Origin of the sequence: Fundicoccus culcitae, assembly GCF_024661895.1 — a bacterium.
Taxonomy (GTDB): domain Bacteria; phylum Bacillota; class Bacilli; order Lactobacillales; family Aerococcaceae; genus Fundicoccus_A; species Fundicoccus_A culcitae.
In genome coordinates, this window is sequence record NZ_CP102453.1 from 3,104,282 (window position 1) to 3,116,776 (window position 12,495).

The window sequence follows — 12,495 nt, forward strand, 5'->3', positions numbered from 1 at the left end:
GTAAGGCAAATTATAATTTTGGAGGAATGCGTAATGGCTAAATTTACAGTAGTGGAACATCCGTTAATCAAGCACAAATTGACGATTATTCGTGATAAAAATACATCAACGAAAGATTTTCGCGAGGTAACCAATGAAATAGCGATGTTAATGGCTTATGAAATCACCCGTGATTTACCACTGGAAGACGTCGAAATTGAAACACCCTTAACGAAAACAACTCAAAAACAACTTACCGGTAAAAAATTAGCTATCGTTCCTATTTTAAGAGCTGGATTAGGCATGGTAGATGGCATTTTGAATTTAGTGCCTTCCGCACGTGTTGGTCATATCGGCTTATATCGTGACCACGATACGTTAGAAGCGGTTGAATACTTCGCAAAATTCCCAACAGACATCCATGAAAGAAAACTTTTTGTGGTCGATCCCATGTTAGCGACTGGGAGCTCTGCCAATGCAGCGCTAGATATTTTAACCAACAAATACAACTGCAAACCAGAAAATATTCTCTTTGTTAGTTTAGTGGCTGCCCCTGAAGGTGTCCAAGCCGTTCAAGCGCGCTACCCTGAAGTCGATATCTTTACAGCTGCTTTGGATGAACGCTTAGACGAAAATGGCTATATTTTACCAGGCTTAGGTGATGCTGGTGACCGTATCTTTGGTACAAAATAGCTAACTCTAACGCTTAGACCCATACATATCACAACCAATCCGAACATTTTAATTATAGTGTAACCGTCTTTAACACTATAATTTAAACGTTCGGTTTTTTTCCGCTCGGAAATATAATCAAATAAGAATAGTTTAAATTAATTAGCATCAATAGCGGTAAATAATGAACTATGGTAGACTAGTTTTACATAAGAGTGTGGAGGTACAAGGCTTTGGAACAACCGTTTAAAAATTTCTATAAAAGAACTCGACAAGAAAAAGTCGCTTTATTAAAAACATTAGGTTATTTACCGGCTGATGATACACAAAGTCATCTACCGGAGGAAATAGCTGACCAAATGGTTGAAAACTACCTATTTAATTATGAACTCCCCCTTGGTGTAGCCGTCAATTTTAATATAAACGAGAAGGATTATGTCATCCCGATGGTGGTCGAAGAACCTTCCGTCATTGCGGCTGCCAGTAATGGTGCCAAAAAAATTGGGCCAATAAAAACCAGTGTGTCCCATCGCGAACTGATTGGCCAAATCGTTTTTGCTGAAGTAACCGATGTTGATCAAAAAGTGAATTTGATTGAAAGTAGAAATGAAGAATTACTTCAATTGGCACGTTCCTTCTCGCCCAGTATGGTAAAAAGGGGTGCCGGACCTAATCGTATTTGGGTCGAAACAAAGCAGGATACGACGGGGGATTATTTAATCGTATATGTGGGCATGGATACCGGGGAAGCAATGGGAGCCAATGCCATCAATACTGTCCTAGAAGGAATAGCTCCAGAAATTGCGCAATTAATTCAACAGCCTATCTTATTTAGTATTCTATCTAATTATTCAGAAACAGCTATTACAACCGCCCAAGCACGTATTCCTGTTTTAACCTTACATCCGAATGCGGTGGAAGCTGAGCAAATAGCCCATAAGTTAGAATTGGCCAGTCGATATGCTCATATCGATGTGTATCGTGCAACGACACATAATAAAGGGATCATGAATGGCATTGATCCCGTTTTAATTGCAACAGGTAATGATTGGCGTGCAGTGGAAGCAGGGGTACATGCCTATGCTAGTCGTAACGGTAACTATGAGTCTTTAACGGAGTGGGTTATTGATAAAAAAACCAATGAACTAGTGGGAACAATTTCACTTCCCTTAGCCATTGGTACGGTAGGCGGAACGATAGCGGTACATCCAAGTGCTCAATGGTCTTTAAAACTTTTAGGTAATCCCGACGCTGAAACACTAGCTGGTATTGTTGCCTCAGTGGGATTAGCTCAAAATTTTGCTGCTATTTTTGCACTGGTTACAGATGGTATTCAAAAAGGGCATATGGCCTTACAAGCTAAAAGCTTAGCTCTTCAAGCAGGTGCCCATGTTGATGAATTACCCCAAGTGATTGAAAAACTAAAACAAAAACAAAAACAACCGGTCAACCAGGCGGTTGCCAAAGAAATTTTAGACGAAATACGTAAACAAAACCAGACCATTTAAGGTTGCACAGAAAAGAGAGGAAATATATGTCTATGAGTGTTGGTATCGATAAAATTGGGCTATATATTCCACAACACTATGTTGATACGGAAGATTTAGCTAATGCCAGAGGAGTTGATCCTGCCAAATACCTTGTAGGGATTGGTCAAGAAAAGATGGCTATACCCTTATTAGAACAAGATATTATTGCATTAGCAGCTAATGCGGCCAAGCAAATATTAAGTCCAGAGGATTTAGAAGAAATCGATCAAATTATTTTCGCCACCGAATCGTCCTTTGATTTTTCGAAAGCGTCGGCGATTTATCTACATGATTTACTGAATATTCAACCTTATGCCAAAAGTTATGAAATTAAGCAAGCTTGTTATGGGATGACGGCAGGTATTCAATCGGCTTGTGACTATGTTCAGTTACGCCCACAGCGTAAAGTGCTAGTCGTATCAGCTGATATAGCCCGCTATGGTCTAAATAGTTCTGGCGAAGTAACCCAAGGCGCTGGCGCCGTTGCTCTGTTAATCACGGCTAATCCAAGAATATTAGCGATTCAGCAAGAAAGCATCAGTGTAACCAGTAACCAGTTTGATTTTTGGCGGCCTCATTATTCCGATGTAGCCTTAGTTGATGGGCATTATTCAACACAACTGTATCAAGAATTATATGTTCAAGTTATGGAAAGGCTGGAGCTAACCAATCCAACCTATTTGCAGACCATCAAAGCCATGGTGTTCCATTTACCCTTTACTAAAATGGGACTCAAAGCTCTTAACAGTTATGCTCAAAGTGAATCGACTCACTTTGATTTAGAAAAGAAAGCAGCTTTATTAAACCAATGGCAAGCTATATACCCTGCAACAACCGTTTTAAATCGACAAGTAGGTAATCTATATACAGGTTCACTCTATTTAAGTTTGATTTCACTTTTAATGTTTGCCGAAGAGTTAACTAGTGGGGATGTGATTGGCTTATTTAGTTATGGTTCGGGAGCCGTCGCTGAATTAATTACAGGGATTATCCAACCACAATATCTTGAAATGCTCAATACCAACCAAATTCAAGCGCATTTTGATCGGCGGACAAAATTAACCATTGCTGAATACGAAGCCATTTTTAATGAAACGCTAGCTTCCAATGAAGAAGTCTTAAATGTAAGCGATGGGACCCCAGGTGAGGGCTTTTATTTGAAAAAAATCGATGCCCACCGCCGTTATTACGATTATAAACCTTAAATTAAATAACATCTTTCAACTGCAGTCGCGATGATTACATAGCAAACTGGCCATTGAAAGATGTTTTTTTACTTAGGCATTTTCTAATTCTGTGATAATTATCTTTTTCATGGCCATCATGGCTTGTATTTGAGCATCTGATTGAATTAAGCTCCCCATGTTATAAGGAACAATTTGCCAAGATAAACCAAATTGATCCTTAACCCAGCCACACTGTTCGGCTGCTGGCACATGCGAAAGCTTTTCCCAGTAGTAATCAATTTCAGCCTGATCCTCACATTCAATCGTAAAAGAGACCGCTTCGTGAAAACGGAAAACAGGACCACCATCTAAAGCCATTAACCGTTGACCATTTAGAATAAATTCCGCAGTAATAACTTTGTTGGTTTTGCCAATAAAATGTTCATCTAAGGCTTCGTCAGGGTAGTAGCTCATCGACTCGATAGAAGAGTTTGGAAAAATGGAGACATAATAATTAACGGCTGCTTCACAATTATCATCACTAAACCATAAACAAGGGACAATTGATTTCATCAGTACCACTCCTTTGGTAAAATTGTAACACGATAAACATAAAAGCACGAGTTTTACCGTTTGCTAATATATAAGAAAGAAGGGATAAATTTGCTGACAGTATACGGATTGAGTCATTGCACAACGACTCAAAAAGCCATTAAATATTTAGAAACAAAAGGGGTTAAGATAGACAACTTTATGGATATAAGGGATACGCCGCCTAATGTACAAACACTACAACTCCTACTTAACGATAAAAAAATGTCCATTCGAAGTATCATGAACACGTCTGGTGAATTGTATCGTTCCATGGGTTTAAAAGATAAAATAGATTCGATGAGCGAAAGCGAGCTACTTAAGTTATTATCTGAAAACGGCATGTTAATTAAACGGCCGTTAATTACAGATGGTCGTCGAGCAACCGTTAGTGCTAAAGAGTCTGTGCTTAATACGTGGATTGCCTAAAATCATTCAGTGTAAAATTGCGCAAAGTTAAAAAAATTAAATATGTCAAATATCGATGTATCTATATTTTACTAGGAAATAATTCAATGGACGCAAAGAATGTGTAGCATAGCCATATTTATCATTAAAGTATAATAACAAAATCAAAATTATACAAATTAATCATCATTTTTTAACAATTAAAAGCCTTTGCAGGCAAAAAAATAAGTAAAACTATTGCATTAATAACTTGTTTTCATAGAAAGTAAGTGATAAAATTAGTTCGTTATTTGCTTAGAAAGATTTATTTAAAAATATATATTAAATCTGGAAAAGTTATTATTGTTTAGAAAGAAGGTTCAACTAGTGGAAGAGACTCGCGTTATTGAGCTGCTAGGAATTCCTGTTGGAGTATCAACACTGCTGTCATTAATTGCGACCGTGTTGATAATCTGGGCGTTGTGTAAATACTGCACGCGATCACTGTCGGCAGACAAACCAAATAAAGGTCAACTTTTTTTAGAATGGTTAGTTGATTTTGTAAATGGGATTGTCGGTGGAGCTATTACGGATGAACGTGTTCAAATGTACCAGTTGCTGGGTCTGACGTTATTACTCTTTGTGTTTGTGGCCAATATGTTGGGATTACCTTTAATTCTTCATATCGGTGAATATAGTTATTGGAGAAGTCCTACAGCCGATCCAATCGTCAGTTTAGCGTTAGCCTTGTTAATGATTTTGTTATCTCATTACTTAGGAATTAGTAAGTTAGGGTTGAAAAATTATTTTGTTCAAAGTTATTTAAAACCAGTGAGTTTTTTATTACCAATCAAACTAATTGAAGAGTTTACCAATACCTTAACGTTAGCGCTACGTCTTTATGGGAATATCTTTGCCGGTGAAGTTCTATTAGGATTAATTGCCGGATTAGCCACCTCATACCAACCGTTCACTTGGATTGTTGGGATACCCTTACAAATGGTGTGGCAAGGTTTTTCAATTTTTATAGGTTCTATTCAAGCATATATTTTTGTAACACTGACGATGGTTTACTTGTCACATAAAGTAGAAGTCGAACACGAATAATCGCGTAAGACAAATTAATAAAATAATGAGGAGAAATTAAATTATGAGTTTAGATTCAATTGCAGCTGCAATTGCGGTTTCAATCGCAGCTTTAGGTGCTTCAATCGGTAACGGGATGGTTATTTCTAAAACAATCGAATCAATTGCACGCCAACCAGAATTAGAAGGTAAATTACGGATGACAATGTTCTTAGGTGTTGGTTTGATTGAGGCCATTCCAATTATGGCTGTCGTTATTGCCTTTATTCTTGTATTTAGATAAAAATAAAACCGAGGTGTTAACAAAATGAGTTACTTGCTACTTACAGCCAGTCAGAATACCGCTTTAGGGAACACCATTATAACGTTAGTTGCTTTCGTTATACTACTTTTGATTATTAAAAAAGTAGCCTGGGGTCCTTTGATGAATATCCTTGAAGACAGACGCGCAACAGTCAATGCTGATTTAGATAAAGCATCTACTGAACGTGCAACCGCTCAAGAAGCTAATCTTGAAGCCCAAAAGAATTTAAAAGAGGCAAAAAGTGAAGCATCACAAATCGTTTTACAAGCAAAACAACAAAGTTTACAAATCCAAGATAACATGATGGAAGAAGCCAAGGCCGAAGTTTTGCAAATGCAAACGACGGCTAGAGCCGATATCGAACGCGAAAGACAACAAGTTATGGCAAATGTAAAAACAGATATCACAAATATTGCGATTGAAATTGCGGAAAAAATTATTCAACGTGAAATCAATCCAGCTGACCATCAACATCTCATTGAGGATTTTATTCAAGAAATGGATGATTTATCATGACAGATACACAAAATAGAGTTGTCGTTAATAATGAATCATCTTTAAATAACCCTAAAGAAACAACGACTCGAACAGTCAACTTTGAAGATGAATTGTTACGCTCTATCAATCAAAAAGACATCGTAAGCTTAACGGGTGATGAAATGCCCAAAAAAGCCGAAAGATTAACCATTACAAGTGCTTACCCCTTGACTAAAGAAGAAAAAGAAAAAATCGTTACGAAATATATCGAAAAAACGGCCACACAATTACGTCAAATTAAAACCATTGTCGACCCTAAATTGATTTCAGGTGTGCGTTTGCAAAGTGAAAGTTTTTACTATGAAGTAAGTGGTCAAAAAACATTACGCGAGTTGAAGGATTATTTAAGTAAAAATCCCATTATAGAGGAGGGATTGTAGTGAGTTCTGAAAGTTTAGAATCGAAATTACTTCAGCAAATTCGCCAATTCCAAAAACGTGATACCATTGAAGAAATTGGAACAATCACATATATTGGAGACGGAATTGCACGTGCAGTTGGCTTAGATAATGTCATGGCTGGCGAAATGGTTGAGTTTGCCAATGGCACCACCGGAATGGTTCAAAACTTAGAAAGTCATGATGTCGGAATTATCATTTTTGGTGATTATGTCGATATTCATGAAGGGGATTTAGTTCGCCGTTTAGGTAAAATCATGGAAGTCCCTGTTGGTGATGCTTTATTAGGTCGTGTCGTTGGACCGTTAGGTAATCCGATTGATGGTTTAGGTGAGATACAATCTACGCAAATGCGTCCGATTGAATTTGAAGCCCCTGGTATTATGGATCGTCAAAGCGTTAAAGAACCTTTGCAAACAGGGATTAAAGCGATTGATGCCTTGGTTCCAATTGGTCGTGGTCAACGGGAATTAATTATTGGCGACCGCAAAACGGGTAAAACAAGTTTAGCAATTGATACGATTTTGAGTCAAAAAGAAGAAAATGTTATTTGTATTTATGTAGCTATTGGACAAAAGGAATCAACGGTAAAGAACATTGTTAGCACCTTGCAAAATTATGGTGCCATGGACTATACCATTGTTATGACAGCTAATGCGGCCCAACCAGCACCCTTACTCTATTTAGCCCCTTATGCAGCTACGGCTATGGGTGAGTATTTTATGTACAAGGGTCAACATGTGTTAATCATTTATGATGACTTATCCAAACAAGCGGCGGCTTATCGTGAAATGAGTTTGTTATTAAAACGTCCTCCTGGTCGTGAAGCTTATCCTGGGGATGTCTTTTATCTACACTCTCGTCTTCTAGAACGTTCTGGAAAATTGAACGATGCATTGGGCGGGGGTTCAATGACAGCTTTACCGATTGTTGAAACCCAAGCCGGGGATATCTCTGCCTATATTCCGACTAACGTTATTTCAATTACAGATGGACAAATATTTTTAGAATCCGATTTGTTCTTTTCTGGGATTAGACCGGCTATTAATGCAGGTTTATCGGTTTCACGTGTTGGTGGGGCTGCTCAGATTAAAGCGATTAAGCAAGTATCAGGAACTTTACGGATGGATTTGGCCTCATATCGTGAGTTAGAAGCTTTCTCATCTTTTGGTTCAGATTTAGATGCATCCACGCAACAACGCTTAAATCGTGGTAAAAGGACGGTTGAAGTCTTAAAGCAACCTTTACATAAGACGGTTGCTGTTGAAAAGCAAGTCGTAATGTTTTATGCCTTAAATGAAGGTTATTTAGATAGCCTTCCAATTCAATCCATCACGGAATTTGAGCAACAATTTTATTATTACTTAGAAACCAACTATGAAGCGGTACTCAATGATATAAAGACGACGCAAGCTTTGCCTGATAAAGAATTATTAAATCATATCATTGAATCATTTATCACGGAATATACGGTTAAGTAGGTCAATGGTTAAGGTTTTGAAAGAAGGTAGAAGATGTCACTCAATGAATTAAAAAAACGTATGGATTCTACTTCTAAAACAGCTCAGATAACCAAAGCGATGCAGATGGTTTCAGCTGCTAAATATCACAAGCTCGTTGGTGTAGCCAATAATTATTTTACTTATTCCACCGTCTTAAGACGGATGGTAGCTCGCCTAGCTAAGTATCAATTTGATCTACTAGATGATGGGGTGCCTATGGATGTGGATGAAGCAAACTTTGTCGATTTCCATGACTTTTTAATTGAACGTCCCGTTAAAAAGGTTGGCTACCTCGTTATATCTTCGGATAAAGGTCTAGCAGGTGGCTATAATAGTTCAGTTATTCGCTCAATGGAGCAGCTCTTAGAACGGGATCATAAAGATAAACAAGAAGTAGTCATTTTAGCGATTGGAAATCCTATTGCCAAATACTGTCGGGATCAAGGTTATGAGGTTGTTTTTGAGCAACATGATTTATCCGATTATCCTAATTTTACAGAAGTGCAGTTGATTATGCGTAAAGCGGTTGATTTATACAAAGAGCAAGTGTTTGATGCTTTATATGTTTGTTATAATCATCATCTTAGTGCCTTAAAAAGTCAGTTTCGTGCTGATCAAATTTTGCCACTCAGTGAAGTTGATATGGCAGATGAATTAGCCGTAGCACCCACTAATCGTGAAGTTCTAATTGAACCTTCACAAACAGATGTCTTGGATGTGTTATTACCACAATATGCCGAAAGTCAAATCTATGGGGCGATTATTGATGCTAAAACGGCGGAACATGCCAGTCGTATGAACGCCATGCGAAGTGCAACGGATAATGCCCACGAAATGATTGCGGATTTAAAACAACAATATAATCAAGAACGACAAATAAAAGTAACCGATGAAATCATCGAAATCATTAATGGTGCAAATGCACTAAATAACAAACAGGAAGAAGGTAATAGATGATGCGAATGGGACAAATATCACAAGTAATTGGACCCGTTGTTGATGTGACGTTCCCAATCGAGGGCGGCGTTCCTGATATTCATCATGCCTTAGTCGTCCAAAAAACGGCTGAAACGAATTCAGAAAAACTAGATTTAGAAAACCCTCAATATGAAACCGTCACGCTTGAAGTCGCTTTAGACCTTGGTGAAGGGGTTGTTCGAACGATTGCTATGGAATCAACAGATGGTTTAGCCAGAGGAATGGTTGTTGTCGATAAAGGTGAAGCAATCTCTGTTCCCGTTGGTGAACAAACATTAGGTCGTGTTTTCAACGTGTTAGGTGATTCAATTGATGATAAACCAGCCTTGGAAGACAATGCGACTGAACGTTGGGGAATTCACCGGAATCCACCGACCTATGAAAATTTGAGTAGCAATTTTGAAATCTTAGAAACGGGCATTAAAGTCATCGACTTATTAGCTCCTTATTTAAAAGGGGGTAAAATTGGCCTTTTCGGTGGTGCCGGTGTTGGTAAAACGGTTCTTATTCAAGAGTTGATTCATAATATTGCTGAACAACTTGGAGGTATTTCGGTCTTTGCCGGGGTCGGAGAACGGACCCGTGAAGGTAATGACTTAGTCTTTGAAATGCGTGAATCCGGCGTTAGTAAAAGAACGGCCATGGTTTTCGGTCAAATGAATGAACCGCCAGGCGCTAGAATGCGAGTTGTTTTGTCTGGTTTAACCATGGCAGAATATTTCCGTGATGTCTTAAAACAAGATGTTCTGTTATTCATCGATAACATTTACCGTTTCACCCAAGCCGGTTCAGAAGTTTCAGCCTTACTAGGCAGAATGCCATCAGCCGTTGGCTATCAACCAACCTTAGCTAGTGAAATGGGATCCATGCAAGAACGGATTACGTCTACTAAGGATGGTTCTATTACATCCATTCAAGCGGTATATGTGCCAGCCGACGACTATACTGACCCAGCGCCAGCAACAACCTTTGCGCATTTAGATGCAACAACGAATTTGGAACGTCGCATTGCAGAACAAGGGATTTACCCAGCGGTGGATCCATTAGCGTCATCTTCTTCAGCTTTAAGTGAAGAAATTGTTGGGGCTCGCCACTATAAAATTGCCCGTGATGTCCAATTAATTTTGCAACGTTACCGTGAATTGCAAGATATTATTGCGATTTTAGGGATTGATGAATTGAGTGATGATGAAAAACGGATTGTTAAACGTGCCCGTCGGATTCAATTTTTCTTATCTCAAAACTTCCATGTTGCCGAAGCCTTCACAGGTGTTCAAGGATCATTTGTCACTATTGAAGAAACGTTATCAGGCTTTGAAGGAATTGTAGAAGGTAAATACGACCACCTACCAGAAGAAGCCTTCCGTAATGTCGGATCGATTGATATGGTTATTGAAAAAGCCAAGCAATTAGGTACTGATAATCTTGACGATAGTATCTAAGACGTCAGAGGAAGGAAGTTAGCCTAATGGAAAATCAACCAACGTCTTACATTCAAGTAGTTGTCTATTCTCCAGAAGGAGAAATCTATAACCACCGGTCAAAAAGCTGTAATGTTCATACCCCAGAAGGGGGTATGAGTATTCTAGCCAACCACATGCCTATAGTAGCCAGTTTAGATACTTCAGCCATCAGAGTGATACGCTTAGATGAAGAAGAAACGGTAGACTATATTGCCATCAATGGAGGCATTTTAAACTTTAATAATAATCGATTGGAAATTGCGACTAGCTATGCCATTCGTGCACGTGATATTGACGAAGCCAAAGTGGAATTGGAACGCCAAGAAGCAGAAGCAGCCATGCAATCTGCCTTGCATCAACACAATACCAAAGAATTCAATCGTGCCAAAATTCAATTGAAACGTGCCATCAACTTAATTACCGTCAGCAAAGAACGGAAGAATTAAGACCTATAAACTAAATAACTCCGAAGCTTCAGCTTATCTTTAAGGGAAGAGATAAGTGGTAAAGCTTCGGAGTTTTTTTATTTTATCATTAATGAATAGTTAAAAACACGCTGATACTGTTGAGCAAAAATGGATAATTTTATAGGACCAAGTTTAGGTAAAAGTTGGAAAAATTGACTATCAAATTGAGTCAAATCTTCATAGTAGAAAATACCATTTTGAAAAAGATATTGAAGCGTAAGCGGGGGTAATTTAATTCCGAAGTATTCTTCACGCAAAAAATTTTTTTGGATTAATGATTGATTAGGTAATTCTAAGGTAGATAGAAGACAGGCCTGTCGACAAATAATCGATTTTAAAATTAGTAGGTCAACATGTTTTAATAATTTGTGAAGTTGCTGGATTGGGACAAACTGGAAGAAGGTATTAGGTTTATTATGAAAAAATGAATAGAGGGGATGCCTTCTATAGAGATAGGTACATAGGGAATCACTAATGGAATAACTTAAGATGTTTTCATCAACAAAAATATATTCCCAATGTAAATAGCTATTTTTTTCGGTTTTTTCAATGAGAAATCCTCTTAAATATAATTCTAATAATAAGTCAGAATCTGAATACCAATGCTTTCTAAGATATTTAATCGGATTAGATTCAAAGACTTTCCAAATGGTAGGAACTTTTTCAAGCATTGCACGTGTTGAATAAGGCGCTGGGATCAAATAGTAATAATTAGAATTGGCAAAAAATACAAGCATATGAATCTCCTTTTTGAGTAAATATAACATAGCTACAATTCTTATAAAAATTAAATTGAAGCAAGAACTTTTAGATAAAAGCTAAAAATGTTATACAAATTATTTCATAATAATAAAATAGATACATAAGAAAAAGTGGATTAAGATAAAATGTGGATAATATATTTTATCTTTGCGAATTATCAAAATTTTTTTTGGATGTTTTTTTAATAAATTCTTAAATACTCAATCAATTAATTGATCAGCCCCGCTTACAACCTTCATCAAATTGTGTTTTGAATGAAATATATGTTGCATTTGAAATGGCTTTACAGTGGCTTTGAGATAATTTTAAAAGAAATATGATTTATCTCAACTAAAATTTGTGTTATTATAGGTTGGAACTTGAAAGGTGGTTTAATATGGCGACAGTTTTATACGGTATGGCAGTACTGATCGTGCGCCTGTTATTCGTTTTTCTAACCTACCAAATGTTAGTGAAAATCAATTGGCAGAGATTATTCACTAAAAAGAATTATTATATGGCTCGCTATGTCTGTATATTCGTTAGCGTAGCGGTAGGACATCTTGTAGGTTCATTTTTTTTAACCATTATGGAAATAATGCGTGACATTTTGTTAACATTATTTTTATAAAATAAATTAGAATTTTCAAACTTATCGTCCACTCCAAAACGATAAGGTTAATTAAAAGGGGATT

15 protein-coding genes are annotated in these 12,495 nt (G+C 37.4%); 13 read left to right on the top strand and 2 right to left on the bottom strand.

Features of this window, described 5'->3' with window-relative positions; all coding sequences use genetic code 11:
• Window positions 1-33 precede the first annotated feature (33 nt).
• The 3 genes from upp (at window position 34) to NRE15_RS14025 (ending at window position 3,385) form a co-directional block, all read left to right on the top strand.
• Window positions 34-672 carry a uracil phosphoribosyltransferase gene (gene upp, locus NRE15_RS14015; RefSeq protein ID WP_313793484.1) on the top strand — a complete coding sequence of 213 codons (639 nt, stop codon included), beginning with the start codon at window positions 34-36 and terminating at the stop codon, window positions 670-672.
• 212 nt (window positions 673-884) lie between these two features.
• Window positions 885-2,159, top strand: a complete 1,275-nt coding sequence (locus NRE15_RS14020) for a hydroxymethylglutaryl-CoA reductase, degradative (RefSeq protein ID WP_313793485.1) — start codon at window positions 885-887, stop codon at window positions 2,157-2,159.
• Window positions 2,160-2,185: 26 nt separating this feature from the next.
• Window positions 2,186-3,385, top strand: coding sequence for a hydroxymethylglutaryl-CoA synthase (locus tag NRE15_RS14025; RefSeq protein WP_313793486.1), 1,200 nt, complete (start codon window positions 2,186-2,188; stop codon window positions 3,383-3,385).
• Window positions 3,386-3,457: 72 nt separating this feature from the next.
• Here the strand turns inward: NRE15_RS14025 and NRE15_RS14030 are convergent, their stop codons facing one another.
• Window positions 3,458-3,919, bottom strand: coding sequence for a VOC family protein (locus NRE15_RS14030; protein ID WP_313793487.1), 462 nt, complete (start codon window positions 3,917-3,919; stop codon window positions 3,458-3,460).
• Window positions 3,920-4,009: 90 nt separating this feature from the next.
• Here NRE15_RS14030 and NRE15_RS14035 point away from each other — a divergent pair, with 90 nt between their 5' ends.
• From NRE15_RS14035 to atpC, 9 genes are all read left to right on the top strand, one after another.
• A complete protein-coding gene (locus NRE15_RS14035) occupies window positions 4,010-4,366 on the top strand; it encodes an ArsC/Spx/MgsR family protein (RefSeq protein ID WP_313793488.1) in 357 nt (118 codons plus the stop codon).
• Between the two features lie 345 nt (window positions 4,367-4,711).
• The gene (gene atpB / locus NRE15_RS14040; protein WP_313793489.1) at window positions 4,712-5,431 is read left to right on the top strand and encodes a F0F1 ATP synthase subunit A; all 720 of its coding nucleotides are present in this window, start codon (window positions 4,712-4,714) and stop codon (window positions 5,429-5,431) included.
• 43 nt (window positions 5,432-5,474) lie between these two features.
• Entirely contained in the window at window positions 5,475-5,693 is a 219-nt protein-coding gene (gene atpE / locus NRE15_RS14045) for a F0F1 ATP synthase subunit C (RefSeq protein WP_313793490.1), read from the top strand.
• 24 nt (window positions 5,694-5,717) lie between these two features.
• Window positions 5,718-6,230, top strand: a complete 513-nt coding sequence (gene atpF, locus NRE15_RS14050; RefSeq protein ID WP_313793491.1) for a F0F1 ATP synthase subunit B — start codon at window positions 5,718-5,720, stop codon at window positions 6,228-6,230.
• On the top strand, window positions 6,227-6,631 hold the full coding sequence (locus tag NRE15_RS14055; protein ID WP_313793492.1) for a F0F1 ATP synthase subunit delta: 405 nt from the start codon (window positions 6,227-6,229) through the stop codon (window positions 6,629-6,631). The genes atpF and NRE15_RS14055 overlap by 4 nt, the downstream gene beginning before the upstream one ends.
• 38 nt (window positions 6,632-6,669) lie before the next feature.
• A complete protein-coding gene (gene atpA, locus NRE15_RS14060) occupies window positions 6,670-8,130 on the top strand; it encodes a F0F1 ATP synthase subunit alpha (protein WP_390887203.1) in 1,461 nt (486 codons plus the stop codon).
• Window positions 8,131-8,163: 33 nt separating this feature from the next.
• Complete coding sequence (gene atpG, locus NRE15_RS14065; protein WP_313793493.1) at window positions 8,164-9,108, top strand: ATP synthase F1 subunit gamma; 945 nt, start codon at window positions 8,164-8,166, stop codon at window positions 9,106-9,108.
• Window positions 9,108-10,571, top strand: a complete 1,464-nt coding sequence (gene atpD / locus NRE15_RS14070) for a F0F1 ATP synthase subunit beta (RefSeq protein ID WP_313795009.1) — start codon at window positions 9,108-9,110, stop codon at window positions 10,569-10,571. Before atpG ends, atpD begins: the two co-directional genes overlap by 1 nt.
• 26 nt (window positions 10,572-10,597) lie before the next feature.
• The gene (atpC, locus tag NRE15_RS14075) at window positions 10,598-11,038 is read left to right on the top strand and encodes an ATP synthase F1 subunit epsilon (RefSeq protein WP_313793494.1); all 441 of its coding nucleotides are present in this window, start codon (window positions 10,598-10,600) and stop codon (window positions 11,036-11,038) included.
• A gap of 77 nt (window positions 11,039-11,115) precedes the next feature.
• Here atpC and NRE15_RS14080 read toward each other — a convergent pair whose 3' ends face one another.
• Window positions 11,116-11,796, bottom strand: coding sequence for a hypothetical protein (locus tag NRE15_RS14080; protein ID WP_313793495.1), 681 nt, complete (start codon window positions 11,794-11,796; stop codon window positions 11,116-11,118).
• 401 nt (window positions 11,797-12,197) lie between these two features.
• Between NRE15_RS14080 and NRE15_RS14085 the strand changes: the two genes are divergently transcribed.
• Window positions 12,198-12,431: a DUF1146 family protein gene (locus NRE15_RS14085; RefSeq protein ID WP_313793496.1), complete on the top strand. Its 234-nt coding sequence runs from the start codon at window positions 12,198-12,200 to the stop codon at window positions 12,429-12,431.
• Window positions 12,432-12,495: the final 64 nt, after the last annotated feature.